Source organism: Rossellomorea sp. FS2, from assembly GCF_047915635.1.
GTDB lineage: Bacteria > Bacillota > Bacilli > Bacillales > Bacillaceae_B > Rossellomorea > Rossellomorea marisflavi_A.
On the sequence record NZ_JBLRVS010000001.1, the window covers coordinates 363,099 to 384,862 of the forward strand.

The 21,764-nt window shown below is 49.7% G+C and carries 17 protein-coding genes, 1 other RNA gene and 1 other annotated feature; of the genes, 17 read left to right on the forward strand and 1 reads right to left on the reverse strand.

The window, feature by feature from the left end:
* Positions 1–73 precede the first annotated feature (73 nt).
* From secDF to dtd, 6 genes are all read left to right on the forward strand, one after another.
* Positions 74–2,335: a protein translocase subunit SecDF gene (gene secDF, locus ACNA6I_RS01965; RefSeq protein WP_048006210.1), complete on the forward strand. Its 2,262-nt coding sequence runs from the start codon at positions 74–76 to the stop codon at positions 2,333–2,335.
* A 186-nt stretch (positions 2,336–2,521) separates the two neighbouring features.
* Entirely contained in the window at positions 2,522–2,866 is a 345-nt protein-coding gene (locus ACNA6I_RS01970; RefSeq protein WP_048006209.1) for a LapA family protein, read from the forward strand.
* A gap of 109 nt (positions 2,867–2,975) precedes the next feature.
* Positions 2,976–5,336: a single-stranded-DNA-specific exonuclease RecJ gene (recJ, locus tag ACNA6I_RS01975; protein WP_416312895.1), complete on the forward strand. Its 2,361-nt coding sequence runs from the start codon at positions 2,976–2,978 to the stop codon at positions 5,334–5,336.
* On the forward strand, positions 5,327–5,839 hold the full coding sequence (locus ACNA6I_RS01980) for an adenine phosphoribosyltransferase (RefSeq protein ID WP_048006207.1): 513 nt from the start codon (positions 5,327–5,329) through the stop codon (positions 5,837–5,839). The genes recJ and ACNA6I_RS01980 overlap by 10 nt, the downstream gene beginning before the upstream one ends.
* A gap of 309 nt (positions 5,840–6,148) precedes the next feature.
* A complete protein-coding gene (locus ACNA6I_RS01985) occupies positions 6,149–8,341 on the forward strand; it encodes a RelA/SpoT family protein (RefSeq protein ID WP_048006206.1) in 2,193 nt (730 codons plus the stop codon).
* A gap of 14 nt (positions 8,342–8,355) precedes the next feature.
* On the forward strand, positions 8,356–8,793 hold the full coding sequence (gene dtd, locus ACNA6I_RS01990; protein WP_063192003.1) for a D-aminoacyl-tRNA deacylase: 438 nt from the start codon (positions 8,356–8,358) through the stop codon (positions 8,791–8,793).
* A gap of 37 nt (positions 8,794–8,830) precedes the next feature.
* On the opposite strand, the gene ACNA6I_RS01995 is transcribed toward dtd, so the two are convergent.
* Positions 8,831–10,381 carry an SH3 domain-containing protein gene (locus tag ACNA6I_RS01995; protein ID WP_416312896.1) on the reverse strand — a complete coding sequence of 517 codons (1,551 nt, stop codon included), beginning with the start codon at positions 10,379–10,381 and terminating at the stop codon, positions 8,831–8,833.
* Positions 10,382–10,583: 202 nt separating this feature from the next.
* Between ACNA6I_RS01995 and ACNA6I_RS02000 the strand changes: the two genes are divergently transcribed.
* The 11 genes from ACNA6I_RS02000 (at position 10,584) to ACNA6I_RS02050 (ending at position 21,133) form a co-directional block, all read left to right on the forward strand.
* Positions 10,584–10,736, forward strand: coding sequence for an RNA polymerase subunit sigma-70 (locus tag ACNA6I_RS02000; protein ID WP_311284338.1), 153 nt, complete (start codon positions 10,584–10,586; stop codon positions 10,734–10,736).
* Positions 10,737–10,794: 58 nt separating this feature from the next.
* Positions 10,795–11,018 (forward strand) — a binding site (T-box leader).
* 88 nt (positions 11,019–11,106) lie between these two features.
* A complete protein-coding gene (gene hisS / locus ACNA6I_RS02005; RefSeq protein ID WP_048012629.1) occupies positions 11,107–12,378 on the forward strand; it encodes a histidine--tRNA ligase in 1,272 nt (423 codons plus the stop codon).
* 24 nt (positions 12,379–12,402) lie between these two features.
* A complete protein-coding gene (gene aspS, locus ACNA6I_RS02010) occupies positions 12,403–14,169 on the forward strand; it encodes an aspartate--tRNA ligase (RefSeq protein ID WP_048006202.1) in 1,767 nt (588 codons plus the stop codon).
* A gap of 72 nt (positions 14,170–14,241) precedes the next feature.
* Positions 14,242–14,431: non-coding RNA, 6S RNA (ssrS, locus tag ACNA6I_RS02015), on the forward strand.
* A 426-nt stretch (positions 14,432–14,857) separates the two neighbouring features.
* Positions 14,858–16,378 carry a Na+/H+ antiporter NhaC family protein gene (locus ACNA6I_RS02020; protein ID WP_416312897.1) on the forward strand — a complete coding sequence of 507 codons (1,521 nt, stop codon included), beginning with the start codon at positions 14,858–14,860 and terminating at the stop codon, positions 16,376–16,378.
* A gap of 110 nt (positions 16,379–16,488) precedes the next feature.
* Positions 16,489–17,253 (forward strand): ThiF family adenylyltransferase, encoded by a 765-nt coding sequence (locus tag ACNA6I_RS02025; protein ID WP_048006430.1) that lies wholly within the window; start codon positions 16,489–16,491, stop codon positions 17,251–17,253.
* A gap of 168 nt (positions 17,254–17,421) precedes the next feature.
* Positions 17,422–18,192 (forward strand): hypothetical protein, encoded by a 771-nt coding sequence (locus tag ACNA6I_RS02030; RefSeq protein ID WP_048006200.1) that lies wholly within the window; start codon positions 17,422–17,424, stop codon positions 18,190–18,192.
* 3 nt (positions 18,193–18,195) lie between these two features.
* Complete coding sequence (locus ACNA6I_RS02035; protein WP_048006199.1) at positions 18,196–18,576, forward strand: GntR family transcriptional regulator; 381 nt, start codon at positions 18,196–18,198, stop codon at positions 18,574–18,576.
* The gene (locus tag ACNA6I_RS02040; RefSeq protein ID WP_148795557.1) at positions 18,557–19,273 is read left to right on the forward strand and encodes an ABC transporter ATP-binding protein; all 717 of its coding nucleotides are present in this window, start codon (positions 18,557–18,559) and stop codon (positions 19,271–19,273) included. The genes ACNA6I_RS02035 and ACNA6I_RS02040 overlap by 20 nt, the downstream gene beginning before the upstream one ends.
* Positions 19,270–20,196 carry an ABC transporter ATP-binding protein gene (locus ACNA6I_RS02045; protein ID WP_048006198.1) on the forward strand — a complete coding sequence of 309 codons (927 nt, stop codon included), beginning with the start codon at positions 19,270–19,272 and terminating at the stop codon, positions 20,194–20,196. Before ACNA6I_RS02040 ends, ACNA6I_RS02045 begins: the two co-directional genes overlap by 4 nt.
* Positions 20,189–21,133, forward strand: a complete 945-nt coding sequence (locus tag ACNA6I_RS02050; RefSeq protein ID WP_416312898.1) for an ABC transporter permease — start codon at positions 20,189–20,191, stop codon at positions 21,131–21,133. Before ACNA6I_RS02045 ends, ACNA6I_RS02050 begins: the two co-directional genes overlap by 8 nt.
* Positions 21,134–21,764: the final 631 nt, after the last annotated feature.

Below are 21,764 nucleotides of genomic sequence, written 5' to 3' on the forward strand. Positions count from 1 at the left end.
TCAGAAAGCCCCGGAGATCAGTCAATACGAAAAGATCATATTTGGGATGGTTTTCAAGGAGGAACTGTACATAATGGTAAAGCGTGGCCGCATCGTTGCCTTTTTCGTCCTGCTCGTCCTGCTGGCAGGAACGGTCGGGGGAACAGCAAAATCGATCATCAATGATATCAAACTGGGTCTTGACCTCCAAGGTGGCTTTGAAGTGCTGTATGAAGTGCAGCCTGTCAATGGAGAGAAGATCACGAAACAGACAGTCGCCAACACGGCGGAAGCCCTCGATGAGAGGATCAACGTCCTGGGTGTGAGTGAACCAAGTATCCAGATCGAGGACAATAACAGGATCCGCGTCCAGCTTGCAGGTGTCGAGGACCAGAACCAGGCACGGGAAATCTTGTCCACACAGGCGAATCTGTCCTTCCGCGATGTGAACGATAAGGTTCGACTGGACGGATCCGACCTTGTTTCGGGATCGGCGAAACAGACGTTCAACGAACAGAACCAACCGATCGTATCCTTGAAGCTGAAGGATCGCAAAAAGTTTTATGAACTGACACAGAACATCTATCAAATGGCCCCTCAGAATCAGTTGGTCATCTGGCTTGATTTTGAAGAAGGAAAAGATTCCTACGAGAAGGAAGCAGGCAAGGAAGACCCTAAATTCCTTTCTGCGCCAAATGTGAATAAGCCGATCAATTCGGATGAGGTCATCATCGAGGGGAACTTCACCGTGGAAGAAGCCCAGAATCTGGCCAAGCTTCTTGATGCGGGCGCTCTTCCTGTCAAGCTGGAAGAGAAATATTCCACCTCTGTCGGAGCACAATTCGGACAGCAGGCACTCGATAAAACCGTCACGGCAGGGATCATCGGCATCGCCTTGATCTTCCTGTTCATGATCGTGTATTACCGTCTTCCGGGCTTCATCGCCTCGGTCACCCTGTCCGTGTATCTATACCTCGTCCTGCTCCTATTCGAGCTGATGAACGGGGTGCTGACACTGCCGGGGATCGCAGCAATTATACTCGGTGTCGGGATGGCCGTCGATGCGAATATCATCACGTATGAGAGGATCAAAGAGGAGATCCGGGTCGGGAAGCCGATCAAATCGGCCTTCCAGGCAGGGAACAAAACCTCATTCCTCACCATCCTGGATGCCAACTTGACGACCCTCATCGCAGCGGGGGTACTGTTCTATTTCGGTACAAGCTCTGTTAAAGGGTTTGCGACCATGCTCATCATCTCCATTCTCGTCAGCTTCATCACGGCGGTTTGGGGATCCAGGGTCCTTCTCGGTCTATGGGTGAACAGCAGGCTCTTCAACAAAAGGCCGGGCTGGTTCGGCGTCAACAAAAAAGACGTCCATTCACTTTCGGACAATTTGGATACACTGGACTTGCCGACGAAGTTCGATCGCGTCGAGTTCGCTAAAAACCGCAGGAAGTTCTTTGCGATTTCGGCGGTCATCATGATCGCAGGAGTCATCTTGCTTTCCGTATTCAGGCTGAATCTCGGCATTGACTTTGTCAGCGGTTCGCGGGTGGATCTCGTTTCCGATCAACCGATTCAGACCGAAACCCTTAAGAAGGAACTTGATGATATCAAGCTCCCAAGCGATAACATCGTTGTTTCGGGTGAAAAGAGCAATACGGCGGTGGTCCGCTATTCAGACGACCTCTCCAAGGAAGAAATCGCGAAGCTGAAAGATCACTTCCAGGACCTTTACGGGAAGGATCCGAGCATCAGTACCGTTTCACCGGTAGTAGGGAAAGAGCTTGCGAAGAGTGCCCTGTATGCAGTGGCCATCGCATCGATCTTCATTATCCTGTATGTGACGGTCCGATTTGAATGGCGCATGGCCCTCGGAGCCATCATTTCACTTCTGTTCGATGCCCTGCTGATCATTTTCTTCTTCAGTGTCACACGCCTCGAAGTCGATATCACATTCATTGCGGCCGTCCTGACGATCGTCGGGTACTCCATCAATGATACGATCGTCACCTTCGACCGTCTGAGGGAAAATCTTCACAAAATGAAGCGCATCAAGCATGCGGAAGAACTGGAAGAAGCGGTCAACAAGAGTCTCCGTCAGACCTTGGGCCGTTCGGTCAACACCGTCTTGACAGTGGTCATCACGGTCATCGCCATCCTGATCTTCGGTAGCGAATCGATCCGCAACTTCTCCATCGCCCTTCTTGTCGGGTTGATCTCGGGAGTGTTCTCTTCCATTTACATTGCTGCTCAGATCTACCTGTCATTGAAGATCAGACAGCTGAAGAAACACGGACCAATCAAAACCGTCAAAGAGAAGAAGAAATGGACTGACGAACCGCAAGTATAATAGAAATGGGACAGGGGAAGCTCCCCTGTCCCATTTTTTTAATGGAGTGGGCACCATCGGGTTACACTATGGGGATAAGGTACTAAATGAATCCGGTTGGTTTCATTACGCTCATGAAAAGGGTAAAAGGGTATCATCCATCATTTCTGATGGAAAGAGACAATGTAGTCGTGAGGAGGGAATAGAATGAAGTTTCAATGGACGCTGCTTTTAGGGATTGTTTTTGCCCTGATCGTATCCATTTTCGCCGTCATCAATGTTGACCCCGTAACAGTGAACTACCTTTTTGGTGAAGCAGACTGGCCTCTTATATTAGTTATTCTGGGATCTGTTTTCATGGGAGGAATCATCATCGGATCGGTGGGACTTTTCAGGCTTTTCGTCGTGCAACGGCAAGTGAAGGCACTTGAAAAGGAAAACATGACCTTGAGGGAGCAGATCGAAAGGACACGGGATCAACAGCGCCTCGATTCGCAGGATACCTCGTTGAAGAAGCAGGCACCCGATTCCATACAGGAAACATCAGAATGACCGGAATGAAGGCACCCATGCAGGGTGTCTTTTTCCTTTGATGGACTTTGATGTGGATTGAAACCCCCTTACCGTTTTTGTATAATGAGAAAGGCTGAGGGGTGAAAATATGTTGAATGCAAAAACACGCTGGAAAATGAAAGATTCTGACCAGCAAAAGATAGCAGAATTGGCACAAGAGTTAAATGTTCCCCCGCTTGTTGCGAAATTATTGATAAATCGGGATCTGGCTGATGCTGATGATGCCCGGAACTTTTTATTTGATACAGGCGGATCGTTTCATGATCCATTTCTTTTTGATGATATGCAAAAAGCGAAAGAGCGCATCATGCTGGCAATCGAGCAGGAGGAGCGCATCCTTGTGTACGGTGACTATGATGCCGACGGGGTTAGTTCTACATCCGTCCTGATGACGGTACTCACAGACCTCGGAGCACAGGTGGAATTTTATATCCCCAACCGGTTCACAGAAGGATACGGACCGAATGAAGAAGCCTTCAGATGGGCTGCTGATGAGGGATTCTCCGTTATCATCACGGTGGATACCGGTATTTCTGCAGTGGAGGAGGCCAAGCTTGCAAAAGATTTTGGCATTGACTTGATCTTGACGGACCACCATGAACCGGGTCCGGAATTGCCGCCAGTCTATGCGATGATCCATCCGAAAGTGGAAGGATGCTCGTATCCATTCAAGGAACTCGCAGGAGTCGGGGTTGCTTTGAAGCTAGCCCACGCACTTTACGGGGAGTTTCCCGACCATCTGCTGGATTTGGCCGCGATCGGTACCATTGCCGACCTTGTTCCCCTCCATGGGGAAAACCGGCTGATCGCCAAGAAGGGGATTGCCAAGCTGAGGGTGACGGACCGGCTTGGGATCAAAGCCCTTTGCCGGGTGGCGAATGCCCAGCAAAATGAAATGAATGAAGAGACCGTCGGATTCATGATTGCACCGCGTATCAATGCCGTCGGCAGGCTTGGCGATGCCGATCCGGCAGTGGATCTCATGCTCTCCCGCGATCCGGAAGAAGCGAAGGCACTCGCAGAAGAGATTGATGGGTTGAACAAAGAGCGCCAGTCCATCGTAGCGAAAATGACGGAGGAAGCCGTCGAGATGGTCGAGAAGGAATTCCCTCCTTCTGAAAACGGAGTTCTTGTTATCGGTAAGGAAGGATGGAACCCCGGGGTAGTGGGGATTGTTGCCTCCCGTCTCGTTGACAGGTTTTACCGGCCGACCATTGTCTTGAGTTTCGATCCTGATTCAAATAGAGCAAAGGGTTCGGCAAGGAGCATTGCCGGGTTCGATCTGTTCAAGAACCTGTCCATGAATCGAGAAATTCTTCCCCATTTCGGGGGGCATCCAATGGCTGCGGGAATGACCCTAGCCCTTTCGGATGTCGATGAGCTTCGTGCAAGATTGAATGAACAGGCAAAAGATGTACTGAATGAAGAAGATTTCGTCCCCGTTACAGAGCTTGATGCCGAAGTCGCCGTGGACGAGATCACCGTTGAATCCATCGAGAAGATGCACCTCCTTGCGCCATTCGGGATGAATAATCCGAAGCCTAAGTGGGTCATCCGCGATGTATCCATCGATCATTATAAAAAAATTGGTTCAGCACAGAATCACCTCAAGCTTGTCCTGGCCGAAAACGGCGTACAAGTGGATGGGGTGGGGTTCGGTCTCGGTGAACTTGCCGATCATATGACACCCTATGTGAAGGCTTCCGTCATCGGAGAGCTGTCGATCAATGAATGGAATAATCGCAAGAAGCCTCAGATCTTCCTGCAGGATATCCAGATTTCTTCCTGGCAGCTTTTCGATATGAGGGGGATCAAGCAGGTGACTAAATGGGCACCTCTCATACCTGACAGTGACAGGGTGATCGTATGCTTCCATCCGAAGACGGCGGACACATCGCTGTTCAAAGGGGAAGTCCGGTATATTCAGAGTGAATCGGATCTTGAAGGGATCGTGGTGGATGGATGCAATCTCGTATTCCTCGATCTTCCCGGGGACCGTCGCCTGATGGAACAGCTTCTGGAGCTCGGCAGGCCGCATCGCATCTATGCCCATTTCCATCAGCATGAGGATCATTTCTTCAGTACGATGCCCACCCGTGATCATTTCAAATGGTATTATGCCTTCCTTCATAAAAGAGGTTCATTTGATTTGAAGAAACACGGGAATGACCTTGCCAAGTACAAGGGATGGTCGATGGAAACAATCGATTTCATGTCAAAGGTGTTTTTTGAATTGAAGTTTGTTACAATAGAAGATGGTTTGATTTCTCTTCATCCTGTCAAAGTGAAAAAAGATCTGTCCGAATCTCCTGCTTACATGAGGAAACAGCATCAGTACGAGCTTGAAAATGAGCTCCTGTATTCATCATATCAGGAACTGAAGACATGGTTCAGCGAAAGGATGAAAGAGTCCGCTATAGTTGAGGAGGAAGTAGAAGCATGGACTTGAAACAATATGTCACGATCGTTGATAACTGGCCGAAAGAAGGCATCAAGTTTAAAGACATCACCACTCTTATGGACAATGGTGATGCATATAGATACGCAACGGATCAGATCGTGGAGTACGCGAAAGAAAAACAAATCGATCTTGTTGTAGGACCGGAAGCAAGGGGCTTCATCATCGGTTGCCCGGTAGCGTATGCCCTTGGGGTAGGATTCGCTCCTGTCAGGAAACCAGGTAAGCTCCCACGTGAGACGATTCAACAGCAATACGGCCTTGAGTACGGAAAAGATGCCCTGACGATTCATAAGGATGCCATCAAACCGGGACAGCGCGTATTGATCACGGACGATCTACTCGCTACAGGCGGTACGATCGATGCGACAATCAAGCTTGTAGAAGAGCTTGGCGGGATCGTTGCCGGTACAGCCTTCTTGATCGAACTGACCTATCTAGACGGCCGTGATAAGCTAGAAGGCTACGATATCATGACATTGATGCAATACTGACCATACATAAGGGACCGACATCACAGGAAGATGCCGGCCCTTATTTTTTTATATAGCGTGTCCATGATCGGGGGTCGGAAGCTCCATCCATGTGAGGGAAGATATCCAGTTATGTAATCGTCACCATTCGACAAAACCAGATGAAATCTGAGAATTTTAACCCAAACCCTTTACATAATGGCTTTTTTTTTTGATAATAGTAACAATCGTTTCATTTTCATAACGCATCAGTGCGTTCGAATAGATTGAGCATGTCGGTGCCTTTTATCAGGCGCTGAACCAAATTTATATATAAAGGTGATTTTGATCATGGCGAAGGATCAAGTATTAACCCCTGAACAGGTTATTGATAAAACAAGAGAATATTTGAATGACGAGCATGTAGGATTGGTGGAAAAGGCATATGAGTATGCACGGGAAGCCCATAGCGAACAGTATCGCAAATCGGGTGAACCCTACATCATCCACCCGATTCAGGTGGCTGGGATCCTGGCAGATCTCGAGATGGATCCGGCAACTGTGGCTGCCGGTTTTCTTCATGATGTCGTAGAGGATACCGGGATATCCCTGCAACAGATCGAAGAGGACTTCAACGCGGAAGTGGCCATGCTTGTCGACGGGGTGACAAAGCTTGGTAAGATCAAGTACAAATCCCAGGAAGAGCAGCAAGCCGAAAATCATCGGAAGATGTTCGTGGCCATGGCAAGGGACATCCGTGTCATTTTGATCAAGCTTGCCGATCGTCTCCATAATATGAGGACACTCAAGCATCTTCCTCAGGAAAAGCAGCGCAGGATCGCGAATGAGACTTTGGAAATCTTCGCCCCTCTTGCCCACCGACTTGGTATATCCAAGATCAAATGGGAGCTCGAGGACACCAGTCTCCGATATTTGAATCCACAGCAATACTATCGCATCGTCAACCTCATGAAGAAGAAGCGTGCAGAGCGGGAAGAGTACCTGGAAGAAGTCGTCGACGACGTGAAGGATCATCTCAGTGATGTGAAGATCATCGCCGATATATCCGGCCGTCCGAAGCATATTTACAGCATCTACCGGAAAATGGCCCTTCAGAATAAACAATTCAATGAAATTTATGACCTTCTTGCCGTGAGGATCGTCGTGGACAGCATCAAGGATTGCTATGCCGTCCTCGGCATCATCCATACGAGATGGAAGCCGATGCCCGGCCGCTTCAAAGATTACATCGCCATGCCGAAGCCGAATATGTATCAGTCACTCCATACGACCGTGATCGGGCCGAAAGGGGACCCGCTTGAAGTGCAGATCAGGACGCTTGAGATGCATGAGATCGCGGAGTACGGTGTCGCAGCCCACTGGGCGTACAAGGAAGGCAAGGAAGCCAATGAACCCGTTTCCTTCGATAAGAAGCTCTCATGGTTCAGGGAGATCCTCGAGTTCCAGAACGAATCGGCCAACGCAGAGGAGTTCATGGAGTCTCTTAAGATCGACCTGTTTTCCGATATGGTCTTCGTCTTCACGCCAAAAGGGGATGTCCTGGAGCTTCCGTCAGGATCGGTGCCCATCGATTTCTCTTACCGGATCCACTCTGAGATCGGGAATAAGACGATCGGGGCCAAGGTGAACGGGAAGATGGTCACTCTCGATTACAAATTGAAAACCGGTGATATCATTGAAATCCTTACGTCCAAGCACTCCTACGGACCAAGTCAGGATTGGCTGAAGCTTGCCCAGACCTCACAGGCGAAGAATAAGATCCGGCAGTTCTTCAAAAAGCAGAGAAGGGAAGAGAACATCGAGAAAGGCCGTGAAATGGTCGAGAAAGAGATCAAGGCACAGGACTTCGATGTGAAAGAGATCCTTACTTCTGAAAACATCAAGCGGGTTTTCGAGAAGTTCAACTTCTCCAATGAAGATGATATGTATGCTGCTGTCGGGTACAATGGCATCACTGCGGCGCAAATCGCCAACCGCCTGACCGAGAAGGAAAGAAGGAAACGCGAACAGGAAGATATTCTGGAAGAAACCGTAAAAGAGCTGAACGCACAGCCTCAGAAGCGCAAGAAAAAAGATGCAGGTGTCCACGTGGAAGGCATCGATAACCTGTTGATCCGCTTGTCCCGCTGCTGTTCACCGGTACCCGGAGATGAAATCGTCGGTTTCATCACGAAGGGCCGTGGTGTATCCGTTCATCGCTCCGACTGTACGAATGTCATGGCGGAAGGGGTGGAACAACGCCTCATTCCCGTTTCCTGGGAAAGCGATCGCTATGATCAGAAAGAGTACAATGTGGATATTGAAATTTCAGGATATGACCGTCGAGGTCTTCTGAACGAAGTGCTTCAAGCCGTCAACGAAACCAAAACGAATATATCGGCTGTCAGTGGAAAGTCTGATCGGAATAAAGTGGCGACCATCAATATGTCGATTTCCATCCATAATATCTCCCACCTCCATAAAGTCGTGGAGCGCATCAAACAGATATCGGATATCTATGCCGTGCGAAGAATTATGAACTGAAGGGGTTTTACGTAATGAAAGTTGTACTGCAAAGGAGCAAACAAGCATCCGTTACAGTGGACGGCGAGGTACAGGGCCGCATCCAGTCCGGACTCGTCCTCCTTGTCGGGATCACCCACGGGGATACGGAAGAGGAAGCGGCCTATATCGCGGATAAGGTCGTGAACTTAAGGATCTTCGAAGACGAGGATGGGAAGATGAATCATTCCCTTCTCGACCGCGGAGGAGAGATCCTGTCCATTTCACAGTTCACCCTCTACGGGGACACCCGAAAGGGCAGGAGGCCCAATTTCATGGGGGCTGCAAAGCCAGCAGAGGCAGAAGTCGTTTATGAGCGCTTCAATGCCATTCTGAGGGAGAAGGGCGTAAACGTGGCAACCGGTGTGTTCGGTGCCATGATGGATGTACAGCTCATCAATGACGGTCCCGTGACCCTGATTATAGAGAAATGAGCAAAAAGCCAGGGAGGCGGGCCTCCCTGGCTTTTTGTTAATTTGTAAAGTATTCGCTCAATCCGTAGTAGATGCTCGTGGCCGCAGTATCCTGGAAGTAGGCGGTATTCACATTCGCCTCTTCGGATGCATTGCTGAGGAATCCGAGTTCCACAAGGACAGCCGGGCGCATGTTTTCCCGGATCACATGGTAGTCACCGTTCCGGACCCCGCGATCGGCGTTCGGCATTCTTCCGGAGAGGGCAGAATGGACGGACTCCGCCAAATCCTTCTGCTGTGAACCGTTATAATAGGTGGTATGCCCTGTGATGGACGAATCATAAATGCTGTCGAAATGAAGGCTGACAAACGCATCGGCCATATAATAATGAGATAATGATACCCTGGATGGAAGGGAAATGAATTCATCATTCCTTCTCGTCAGAATCACTTCTGCACCTGCACTCCTTAATTTGTCTGCCACAAGCTGAGCAGTCTTGAGGGTCAGGTTTTTTTCATGGGTGCCGTTGATACCTGTCGTTCCACCGTCACGCCCGCCGTGTCCCGGATCGAGGACGATGGTCTTGCCTTCGAGTCCGCCGGATGTTTCCGGAGCAGGAGATGTCCCGCCTTTTTTGCTCGAGACAATCCAGTTGGCCACAAACGCGCTTGCTCCGTCAGACAGCCGGATCTCATACCAGTCACCGGATGTCCCCACCACATCGAAGGTCGAACCGCTGCCGGCCCTTTCCACGACGCTTGCCTGACTGTCGGGGCTTGTCCGGAGGTTGGTCCCATCATAAAGGATCGTGATGGAATCGGGAGCGCCTTCTGACATGGACGTTCCTTCCGTTTTCTCCTCTGCCTCTTCACCGGCCACTTTCATAAACCAGCCTGCCACCCAGCCATCTTCACCGTTTGATAGCTTGATCCGATACCATTCATTCGATTCTTCAAGGATGGAATAGGACTCACCGCGGGTGACTTTCCCGACGATGCCTCCGTTCAGTGAGGCCTCATCGCGTACAAGCAATGATTCGACGTTGACCGTGGCCGTCATGGAAGAATCGGATCCATCGCTACTTCCGGATTCCATACCCGATAAAGATAGATAGTCTTCGTTGATCCAGGCCGTACCACCCCGATATGAGATTTCATACCAGCCCTGTACACTTCCGGTGATCGACACTTCTTCCCCGGTTGATAGGGTCCCCAGGCGCTCGCTATCCGTCGATGGTGCCTTCCTTACATTGATCGAATCCTCGTTGGCCGTCCCGGTCAAACCTGACGCTGCCGGTGCTGCCGGGCTGTCCGAAGAATCCCCCTCGGTGACGAGCCACTCGGCTACCCAGCCTTCACCTTGGGGTGTATTGATTTTGTACCAGTCCCCGTCATTTTCGGTGACCGTGTACTCTTCTCCTTTAGCTGCCTGCATGAGGACAGGATAGCTGAGTCCGGGACCGGTCCTCACATTGAGTGTAGGAACCCCGATGCTCACCCGCTCTCCGCCTGCGCTTGCCTTCACCGAAGTGAAAAGCGGAAGGAGGAGACAGATGACCAGGAAGGATATGTAGATTTTCTTGATGTGGACAACCTCCTCTCTCTTCATGAACATCACTAGTAGTATCGGACTGTCACGCGTTTTCTGAACTCATTTTGAAGAAAACACCATCAAAAATGATCCATACCCACATAAATACGAGATAAAAAATAAAATTCCTTTAATACGATAGAAATTTAGTCATTTGGAAAGGATAGATGGTAGGAATAGTGAAAGGAAGGGTACTATGCGATCAAGCGACAAGGCTTTTATGAATTCGACTAGTGAAAAAGCACTGTTTCAGACAGATTTTCACCAATTCATGGAAATGGAAAAAGGCGCATTGAACATGGAGCTCGCCTCTGAGTTCGGTCTGACGCTGAAGGATGTCCGCCTATTGAAAAAGAAAATGGAGAGGTCCTGACGAAACCCCTTGACATCAACCTGCCTCATCCGTATCATTATAGAAATAATATAGCTTTTTAAAACCGACGATCGAGAATAGTAGCTGGTCTCCACCTGCGAAGAGAGGAAATGCCCTGGGCTGCAAGCATTTCTGCAAGGTACTCCAGTGAATGAACACTCGGGAGGCTCCGCCCTGAAATGAAAGTAGGGGATGGACGTACCAGGCGTTAACTGGTGAAGTGGGAGTCTATTGGACTCCAATTAGGGTGGCACCACGGGAATAACAGCTCTCGTCCCTTGTATTTATTACAAGGGATCGAGGGCTTTTTTTATTGCCCCGATTTTGCGGGGACTTACATACTAAGGCTTTATGAAAAGGAGGAATCCCCTTGTCTATTCAAATACCAAGAGGAACACAGGACATTCTGCCCGGAGAAGTAGAGAAGTGGCAATATATCGAGAAGGTGGCGACCGACCTTTGTCGCGCTTATCAATACAATGAAATCCGTACGCCGATCTTTGAATCGAGCGAACTATTCACGCGCGGTGTCGGTGACACGACCGATATCGTACAAAAAGAGATGTACATGTTTGAAGATCGAGGAGGAAGAAGTCTGGCACTCCGCCCCGAAGGTACGGCATCCGTCGTACGTTCATTCGTAGGAAACAAGCTGTTCGGAAATGCGAATCAGCCTACCAAACTGTTCTATACCGGACCGATGTTCCGCTACGAGCGTCCGCAGGCAGGCCGCTACCGCCAGTTCGTGCAGTTCGGTGTGGAAGCACTGGGAAGTGAAGATCCGGCCATCGACGCAGAGGTCCTCTCACTCGCCATGGGCATTTACAAAAAGCTTGGACTCCGCAAGTTGAAACTTGTCATCAACAGCCTGGGTGATGGAGGCAGCCGTCAAGCGCATCGTGAAGCGCTGATCAATCACTTCAAGCCAAGGATCGGCGAATTCTGTTCCGATTGTCAGAATCGCCTGGAGAAGAATCCACTTAGGATCCTGGATTGTAAGAAGGACCGCGACCACGAATTGATGGCAACGGCTCCGTCCATCCTCGACTATCTGAATGAGGAATCCAAGGCCTATTTCGAAAAGGTACAATCCTATCTCACCAGCATGGATGTAGAGTTCGTCGTAGATCCGACTCTTGTCCGCGGCCTGGACTATTATAATCACACGGCATTTGAAATCATGAGTGAGGCGGAAGGCTTCGGTGCCATCACCACCCTTTGCGGAGGAGGACGCTACAACGGACTCGTCCAGGAAATCGGCGGACCCGAAACCCCGGGTATCGGATTTGCATTCAGCATCGAAAGGCTCATTGCGGCCCTTGAAGCCGAGAAGGTGGAGCTTCCGATCCATCAAGGCGTCGATTGCTATATTGTCGCCATGGGGGAAGAGGCCAAGGCTTATGGCGTAAAACTCCTTCATCAGCTGAGGGAAGCCGGGATTTCATCTGAGAAAGATTATCTCGATCGCAAAGTGAAGGCACAGTTCAAGAGCGCAGACCGCCATCAGGCAAAATACGTAGCCGTGATCGGTGAAAATGAACTTCAGGAAAACAAAGTGAACGTGAAGGATATGGCAACGGGGGAACAAGAGGAAGTCGCCATTGACTCATTCGTTGACCACATCAAGAGCAAGCTTGTCTAACATAATCGCCAGGAGGAGAAAAAAATGCCAAAACGAACAACCTATTGTGGAAACGTAACGGAATCATTCATCGGTGAAACGATTACCATCAAAGGATGGGTGCAAAAACGACGTGACCTTGGAGGTCTGATCTTCATCGATCTACGCGACCGTGAAGGGATCGTGCAGGTCGTATTCAATCCCGACCTTTCACAGGAAGCCCTCGAACTGGCGGAAAGGATCCGCAATGAGTATGTCATTTCCGTTACCGGATCGGTCGTGGCACGCGGAGAAGGAACCGTCAACCCGAACCTGAAAACCGGAAAGATCGAAATCCATGCTGAAGACGTCCAGATCATCAATGAAGCGAAGACACCTCCGTTCATGATCGATGATCAAATGGAAGTATCCGAAGATGTCCGGTTGAAATACCGTTATGTGGATCTCCGCCGTCCGGCCATGGCCGAGACGTTCAGGATGCGCCATAATGTCACGACGTCATTCCGCAGCTTCCTGAATGAGAATGGATTCCTTGACGTGGAGACACCGATCCTGACGAAGAGCACGCCGGAAGGGGCACGTGACTATCTTGTACCGAGCCGGGTTCATCAAGGGGAATTTTACGCCCTTCCGCAATCGCCACAGATTTTCAAACAGCTTCTGATGGTGTCCGGATTTGACCGTTATTATCAAATTGCCCGCTGTTTCCGTGATGAGGATCTGCGTGCAGACCGTCAGCCTGAATTCACCCAGATCGATATGGAAATGAGCTTCATGGAGCAGGAAGACATCATCCTCTTGGTGGAAGAGATGATGGCGAAGCTCATGAAGGACGTGAAAGGCCTTGACATCGACTCCGTCTTCCCGCGCATGACGTATGATGAAGCCATGAGCCGCTATGGATCGGATAAGCCGGATACCCGTTTTGCCATGGAACTCATCGATGTATCCGAGATCGTGAAGGACTCAGGATTCAAGGTATTCGCCGGTGCCGTTGCTGGCGGTGGTCAAGTGAAACTGATCAACGTGAAAGGGGCCGCTTCCAACTACTCAAGGAAAGATATCGATGGCCTCACTGAATTTGTCTCCCGCTATGGAGCAAAGGGGCTCGCATGGTTGAAGGTGGAGGAAGAGGGCCTCAAAGGCCCGATTTCCAAATTTGTATCGGAAGAGGATGCATCCAGCCTGTCTTCTGCGGCACAAGCAGAAACAGGGGACCTTCTCCTATTCGTCGCAGACAAAAAATCCGTGGTGGCCGATGCCCTTGGAGCCCTTCGACTTAAGCTCGGTAAGGAACTCGGTCTGATCGATGAGTCCGTATTCAACTTCCTATGGGTGACAGACTGGCCGCTTCTTGAGTTTGATGAAGGAGACAACCGCTACTATGCAGCCCATCATCCTTTCACCATGCCGGTGAGGGAAGATCTAGAGCTTCTTGAGACCAATCCGGGAGAAGTCAGGGCACAGGCTTATGACCTTGTCTTGAATGGGTATGAGCTTGGCGGTGGATCCCTCAGGATCTATGAGCGTGACATTCAGGAGAAAATGTTCAGCGTCCTCGGTTTCTCAAAAGAAGAAGCAAATGAGCAGTTCGGATTCCTATTGGAGGCATTCGAGTACGGAACACCTCCACACGGCGGGATCGCCCTCGGCCTTGACCGCCTGGTGATGCTCCTTGCAGGGCGCTCAAACCTTCGCGATACCATTGCATTCCCGAAAACGGCCAGTGCAAGCTGTGTCCTTACCGATGCACCTGGAGGCGTAAGCGAAGCCCAACTGAAAGAACTCTCTCTATCACTCGATGTTGAATGATGTCGGAAATTCTACACCGGCTGTGAATTGCAAATCGGGCCGCCCGTATGCTATGATGATGTCAATAACAGACGAGTCCTGATGTGTCCGACGTTTAAACCTATCAGTTTTGACCGAACACTTCAAACCTTGGGAGCTTGACTTTCCGCTATGCGTTCATGCCTCGCTTCAAGAGGACTAACAAGTAGTGGAATAAAGCACCCACCTGCCGAGAGCGGGTTCAAAACAAAGGAAACGCAGCGACGGCACGATTGGGACTCGTTCCACAAATGGATATTTAATCAAGGCTGGGACAAAAGTGTCTTAGTCACAGTAAAACCCGCATTCATTTGCCTGCGATCAGGCAAATGAATGCGGGTTTTTAATTTGTTTCAGGACCATTACTCCAGCGGGTGATGGGAGTGTAAGACGAAGACTCCTGCGGGAAGAGTGGCTGAGGGGGCTCACCGGCTACCCGAGGAAAGCGAAGTTTGCATGGAAATCATGAGCGGTATAAAGAACGATAATGGTACCTTTTTAGTCTTGTCCCAACCCCTGTTTTATTTTTTTGCGGTCCGAAGGAATCTAATGATGGTTAAAGATACATAAAAATGAATAAATATCAGAAAAACCATTGCAGAAACTGTCGACAAGCCCTATACTTTTTAAAGGTAATCTTTGCTAACTTTACATCATAGGAGTGGTCAACATGGAACATATGGGCTGGTTATCCCTACTGCCGCCGATCATCGCCGTGCTACTGGCGGTCATCACGAAAAATGTCATTATTTCTTTATTCTCCGGCGTATATGTCGGGGTCCTCATGCTTGTCGGCGGGAGGCCTCTTGAGGCCACGATGGAAACCATCGGGGAATTCATGTTCCCTCAGGTGGCAGACAGCTACAATGCGGCTGTCCTCGTCCTTCTTTTCTTCATCGGTGGATTCGTCGCCCTCATGGAAAAGTCAGGAGGAGGAGCGGCCCTTGCCAATAGTGCCACCAATCTGATCAACTCAAAAGCGAAAGCCCAGGTATCCGCCTGGATCGGTGGCATCATCATCTTCTTTTCTGATCTCGGGACGCCTCTGATCGTTGGCCCCGTTTTTGAAAAGATATTTGATAAAGTGAAAGTATCCAGGGAAAAGCTTGCGTGGATTATCGATTCCACTTCTTCACCGGTGGCGGTGCTCGTTCCGTTCATCGGATGGGGCGTGTACATCATGGGATTGATCAAGAAGGAATTTGACCATCTTGATATCACCACCTCTGAATTCAGCACGCTGATTCATGTGATTCCGTTCCAATTTTATGCTCTCCTTGCCGTCACGATGGTGCCTCTGGTCGCACTATTGAAGCTCGACTTCGGACCGATGAAGTCGGCTGAGGACAGGGCAGACGCGGGCGAACTCTATTGGAAAACATCGAAGCCTCTGAGAAAACCGGAGGATGGGGGATTGAAGCTGAGTAAACCGGTTTTGATCTGGCTCCCCCTCTTGATCCTATTCGTCACGCTCTTCGGTCTCCTGGCGTCAAAGGGCTTCCCGTTCAAACCCGTGGAAGGCAGTGCTTTCAGGGTGGCACTGAGTACCGCCTATCTATTTGCGGCCATCTCCCTGATCATCCTGATGATTGCGTACAAATTGAAGACATTCAATGAAATCTTCGAAATCTATACAGGGGGTATGCAAAAGATGGTGTATGTCGCCGTGACCCTTGTGCTTGCTTGGTCGCTCAGCAAGGTGATCAGCGAAATGGGGACGGCGTCTTACATTGTCGAACTGGTGAAGGGGAATATCCCCGCCTTCATCATCCCGGCCATCCTCTTCCTTGTAGGAGCAGGGATGTCCCTTGCTTCCGGTTCTTCTTGGGGTACATACGCCATCATGCTTCCGATTGCCATCCCCATGGCGGTCTCCCTCGATGCCCAGCTTCTCGTATGCATCGGTGCGGTTCTATCCGGGGGGATATTCGGAGATCACAGTTCACCCATCTCGGACACGACACTCCTATCATCAACAGGTGCCGGGGCGGATCATATCGATCACGTGAAAACCCAATTCCCATATGCGGCAGTGAATGCAAGCATCGCACTCATCGGTTTCGTCATCGCCGGACTGACAGGGAACCCGTACACCATCATCATCCTCCTGGCAGGCTTGATCGCGTTGATGCTGATCCTCGGGAAACGAAGGAATTCCAAGCTTCGGCACTCACAGGAAATGAACTCCTGATGGGACAAAACTCCATTGAGATTGAACGCAATATATTGATTTTCAGTGCTCAATCCTTTATTCTAATTCAGAATAAACCTAGTTGAATACTTACAATGGAGTTGATCATGTTGCTTCACCAGTTCTCACGTAATGAGTTAGCGATTGGTAAAGAAGGTCTTCAGACCCTTAAGAATAGTACAGTGGCCGTTCTCGGGATCGGCGGCGTCGGTTCGTTCGCGGCCGAAGCCCTTGCCCGTTCCGGAGTAGGGCGCCTTGTCCTCGTCGATAAGGATGATGTGGATATCACAAATGTGAATCGTCAGGTGCATGCCCTGCTTTCCACCGTCGGCCAGCCGAAGGTCGACCTGATGCGGGACAGGATCAAAGATATCAATCCCGACTGTGAAGTCATCGCCCTCAAGATGTTCTACACGGAAGAAACGTATGAAGAGTTCTTCCATTACGGACTTGACTTCGTAGTGGATGCATCCGATACGATCTCGTACAAGATCCATCTTATGAAAGAGTGCCTGACGCGTGACATCCCGCTCATCGCATCCATGGGCGCTGCGAACAAGAATGACCCGACCCGCTTCCAGATTGCGGATATCTCCAAAACCCATACGGATCCCATCGCCAAGGTCATCCGGACCCGTCTGAAAAAAGAAGGGATCAAAAAAGGGGTTACGGTCGTCTTCTCCGACGAGAGTCCGATCGTCATCCGTGAAGAAGTGCGGAAGGAAGTGGGGAAGGATGATGCCAAAATCCGTAAAGCACAGCTTCCGCCTTCATCGAACGCGTTCGTGCCGTCTGTGGCCGGCCTCATCGCAGCAAGTCATGTCATCAATCAGCTGTTAAAAGACATTGAAATCAGGCGCGTGAAAGATAAATAAGGAATCGAAAGGCCCGTACCTCCCTTGAGGCACGGGCCTTTTTGCATGCGATATTAACATTGATTTGGATAACATACAAAAATTAGGCAAAAAATCTATTGACCACTCTTCGTGTCATAGTGTATTATCTAACTAGTACACTGGAACACATCAGAAAGGAGTGAGAAAATGAAAGCATTCAAAGGCCTTCTTTGGAAGGATTTCCATACATCCAAGGTGTGGTTCATCGGCTGGCTGGCAATCATCCTCGTCGTATATTCCCTTGGATTTGGGGCTGGGGAATACTTCGATGAAAAAGGGATTCCTGTCGGTTTCGCCATCATGCTCGGCGTCTTCCATTTTGCCTTCCTTCCGGTCATCGTCTACTCCATGCTCCGGCTGGAGGGGAAGACCCAGCTTTGGCTGCATACCCCGCTCAGCGGATTTACACTTCTGTCTTCAAAATTACTCGTCGCACTTGTTTACTTGATCATTTCCTTGCTACTCGTAGACCTTCTCGGATTCATCAGCTTCAGCAGGCTCCCTGATATCGGGTACTGGCCGGTCAAGGAAGGCGTGTATTTCAATATCGGTGTTCTCTTGTTGGGCCTCAACATGTCGGGGTGGCTGATCTTTTTCTGGACGGTCTACCACTCCATGGGGAAATTCCCGGCGATCAAGAACATTCGCTGGCTCATCCTCGCCGGATTATGGATCTTGTACACATCGGTGACAACATTCGTTACCAGTCTGAAGCCTGTGGAAAACTTCGTTAACAACACATGGGTAGTCGACCTTCCAGCCAGTTTCTTTTTCACAATCGGCTCAGGAGGAGAAGACAGTGGGTTCAACATCGATATCATTCCCCTGCCGCTTCTCCCGTTCATCTGGGAAGGGGTCATGTGGCTCGTATTATTCATCATTTCATGCAGACTATTAGATCGCAGGATTGAGGTGTAGATCATGGTAGAAGAATACTCAGCGTCCAAACCCATATACCTGCAAATCGCCGATCGGATCATCCGTGAAATCGTCAGGAGGGAACGACACCCTGGCGATAAGCTTCCCTCAGTCAGAGAGATGGCTTTGCAAGCCGGGGTGAATCCGAATACCATACAGCGGACATACAGTGAGTTGGAAAGGATGACCATTGTGGAAACGAAACGAGGACAGGGAACGTTTGTGACGGAGGAAGATGACGTGCTATCTGTGTTGAATCAACGAGTTCAGCGGGAAGTGATTGAAATCTTCATCAAAAACATGAAAGAGCTTGGCCTTAGTAAGGAAGAAATGATCGAGAGCATCAAACGGTACGGGGAGGAGAATGATCGTGATCCGGTTTGAGAATGTCACGAAGAAATACGGCAGCGGACTTGCGCTTCGGAACACCTCTCTGCAATTTGAAAAAGGGAAGATCTACGGTCTGCTCGGGCCGAATGGAAGTGGAAAATCCACGACCCTCAAAATGATCGCCGGCCTTGTACTTCCAAGTGCCGGCAAGGTGCTGCTCGATGATCAACCGATCAATCGAAAGATAGCGGAAGAAGTCGCGTACCTGACGGAGCTTGATATGTTCTATGAAACATTTACCGTCAAAGGAATGCTTACATTTTACGACTCACAGTTCAAAGATTTCGATATGGAACGGGCAGAAGAGCTTGTCTCGTTCATGCAGCTTGATGGTTCGAAAAAGATCAAGCATCTTTCAAAAGGGACGCGTGGAAGGCTGAAGCTTGTCCTCACCCTTTCGAGGCAGGCAAAGGTCATCCTCCTCGACGAGCCTTTCTCAGGTCTTGATCCGATGGTGAGGGACACCATCGTGAAAGGACTTCTCTCCTATATTGACTGGGGAGAGCAGACGGTCCTCATCGCCACTCATGAAATCGATGAAATCGAGGCCATTCTTGATGAAGCCTATATCATCCATAATGGCGAAGTGAAGGGTCACTGCAACGTTGAACAATTAAGGGAAGAACAAGGACTGTCGGTCCTTCAATGGTTAAAGCGTACGACTCAAATAGAAGGGATGGAACTGGAATGAAGACGATTGCTCAATTGCAAAATGTCACGAAAGTCATCAAAGGCAAGAAAATCATCGATTCACTATCATTCGAGGTGAATGAAGGGGAGGTCTTCGGATTCCTCGGGCCAAATGGTGCCGGAAAGACCACGACGATCCGGATGATCGTCGGACTGATGAAGATCACTGAAGGGGATGTCCTTATTTCAGGTAAGAGCATCCAAAAGGACTTTGCCGAAGCCATCAGTGAAGTCGGAGCCATCGTGGAAAATCCCGAGCTCTATAAGTTCCTCTCAGGTTATCAAAACTTGAAACATTTTGCCCGCATGCATAAAGGCATCACGGAAGAGAGGATCAAGGAAGTAGTGGAACTCGTCGGATTGACGAGCCGGATCAATGATAAAGTCAAAACCTATTCACTCGGGATGCGCCAGCGCCTCGGCATCGCCCAATGTTTGCTCCACAAGCCGAAGCTCCTTATCTTGGATGAGCCGACCAACGGACTCGATCCTGCCGGTATCCGTGAAATCCGCGCGTATATCCGCAAGCTCGCGGCTGAGGAAGGAATGGCCGTCATCGTTTCGTCCCATCTCCTATCGGAAATGGAAATGATGTGTGACCGCATCGCCATCCTTCAGTCTGGAAAACTGGTAGACGTACAGGATATCCGCTCCTTCGTTGGTGGAACCGAACAAATCTACCAGATCGATGTCGCTGATGCATCTCTGATCAAAGCCTCGATCAAGACGTTCGACCCTGCAATCCAATTCGAAGTGAAAGACAATCAGGTGCAGCTGGCTATCGAAAAAGAACGGATCCCAGCACTGGTTAAAACTCTGGTGGAAGATGGACTGGACATTTTCGGAGTCATGCCGATTTCGAAAACCCTCGAAGACCGATTCCTGGAAATCACCAACGATAAAGGAGAGACAGTCAATGTTTAATTTGATCAGAAATGAATGGATGAAGATTTTCAAGCGTGTCGGTACATACGTCATGCTGGGCCTCCTCGTGGCCATCATTGGGATAACGGGAGCAACAAGCAAGTATCTGGACAGCCAGAAGAAGGTATCGGATGAGTGGAAGAAAGAGGTCCAGACTCAGATTGCTGAGGATAAGGAAATGCTCAAAGGGAACATGCCCGGCTATATGAAAGAAGAAACGGAAAAGAGTATCGCCATCAATGAGTATCGTCTTGAAAATGATCTGAAACCTTATCAAAAAGCAAATGTGTGGTCATATGTAGAAGACAATGCCTACCTCGTGATGTTTGTCGGATTGTTCACCATCATCGTCTCTGCCGGGATCGTGGCGAGTGAGTTCACATGGGGAACCATCAAGCTCCTGTTGATCCGCCCGATTTCAAGGAGTAAAATCCTGATCTCGAAATATATCACGGTCTTATTGTATGGATTGAGCCAGCTTGTCGTCCTGTTTGTGGTTTCATTCCTCCTGGGTCTCATCCTTTTCGGTGGGATCGGGGAATCAGCGCATCTTGCCTACGTTGATGGAGCTGTCGTGGAACAAAACATGGTATGGTACCTCATCAAGACCTATCTATTGAAAACGATCGATGTCGCCATGATGGCAACAATGGCCTTCATGATATCCGCTGTGTTCAGAAGCAGCTCCCTTGCAATCGGGATTTCTGTCTTCCTGTTGTTCATGGGATCGAATCTTACCAGCCTGATTGCGATGAAATTCGACTGGGCGAAGTTCAGTTTGTTCGCGAATACGGATCTCACGCAGTACACAGGATTCCAGCCTCCGCTTGTGAAAGGGATGACGATGGGCTTCTCCATCACGATGATTCTCGTTTACTTTGTGATTTTCCAAGTGCTCGCTTTCGTCTTCTTTACGAAGCGTGATGTGGCTTCATAAGCAGATTAAAAAGGATGCCGGTTTCGGTATCCTTTTTTTGTAGCGTCTTTTTGCTTTTGGAAGGGTTCGTTCCTTTCCGCTGCGGACGCTTGCTTTCCTGCGGGGAGGTGGTCAAGCCTCCTCGTGCCTGCGGGGTCTTGCCCGACCTCCTATTCCGCTGGAGTCAACCGCCCTCCGCTCCAATCCACTCTGTGCTTAGGGATTGGTGAGTGGCCGTGGATTAGTGGTGATTAAAGTAGTGTCGTCTTCGTCTGATGGAGTGGTTTTGAATGGTTCGTTCCTTTCCGCTGCGGACGCTTGCTTTCCTGCGGGGAGGTGGTCAAGCCTCCTCGTGCCTGCGGGGTCTTGCCCGACCTCCTATTCTGCTGGAGTCAACCACCCTCCGCTCCAATCCACTCTGTGCTAATGGATTGTTGAGTGGCCGTAGATTAGTGGTGATTAAAGTAGTGTCGTCTTCGTTTGATGCGGTGGTTTTGAATGGTTCGTTCCTTTCCGCTGCGGGCGCTTGCTTTCCTGCGGGGAGGTGGTCAAGCCTCCCTCATGAAAATTCAGTAGTTCTTATTATTCCTCGGTTTTTCTCAGGTTTTCGTTTGGGTTCAAAAGAGGCGACATAGTACAAGTAAACAGATTA

Coding starts and splice junctions, on each gene's coding strand:
- secDF (WP_048006210.1), top strand. CDS start 74: ATGGTAAAGCGTGGCCGCATCGTTGCCTTTTTCGTCCTGCTCGTCCTG.
- ACNA6I_RS01970 (WP_048006209.1), top strand. CDS start 2,522: ATGAAGTTTCAATGGACGCTGCTTTTAGGGATTGTTTTTGCCCTGATC.
- recJ (WP_416312895.1), top strand. CDS start 2,976: ATGTTGAATGCAAAAACACGCTGGAAAATGAAAGATTCTGACCAGCAA.
- ACNA6I_RS01980 (WP_048006207.1), top strand. CDS start 5,327: ATGGACTTGAAACAATATGTCACGATCGTTGATAACTGGCCGAAAGAA.
- ACNA6I_RS01985 (WP_048006206.1), top strand. CDS start 6,149: ATGGCGAAGGATCAAGTATTAACCCCTGAACAGGTTATTGATAAAACA.
- dtd (WP_063192003.1), top strand. CDS start 8,356: ATGAAAGTTGTACTGCAAAGGAGCAAACAAGCATCCGTTACAGTGGAC.
- ACNA6I_RS01995 (WP_416312896.1), bottom strand. CDS start 10,381: ATGAAGAGAGAGGAGGTTGTCCACATCAAGAAAATCTACATATCCTTC.
- ACNA6I_RS02000 (WP_311284338.1), top strand. CDS start 10,584: ATGAATTCGACTAGTGAAAAAGCACTGTTTCAGACAGATTTTCACCAA.
- aspS (WP_048006202.1), top strand. CDS start 12,403: ATGCCAAAACGAACAACCTATTGTGGAAACGTAACGGAATCATTCATC.
- ACNA6I_RS02020 (WP_416312897.1), top strand. CDS start 14,858: ATGGAACATATGGGCTGGTTATCCCTACTGCCGCCGATCATCGCCGTG.
- ACNA6I_RS02030 (WP_048006200.1), top strand. CDS start 17,422: ATGAAAGCATTCAAAGGCCTTCTTTGGAAGGATTTCCATACATCCAAG.
- ACNA6I_RS02035 (WP_048006199.1), top strand. CDS start 18,196: ATGGTAGAAGAATACTCAGCGTCCAAACCCATATACCTGCAAATCGCC.
- ACNA6I_RS02040 (WP_148795557.1), top strand. CDS start 18,557: ATGATCGTGATCCGGTTTGAGAATGTCACGAAGAAATACGGCAGCGGA.
- ACNA6I_RS02045 (WP_048006198.1), top strand. CDS start 19,270: ATGAAGACGATTGCTCAATTGCAAAATGTCACGAAAGTCATCAAAGGC.
- ACNA6I_RS02050 (WP_416312898.1), top strand. CDS start 20,189: ATGTTTAATTTGATCAGAAATGAATGGATGAAGATTTTCAAGCGTGTC.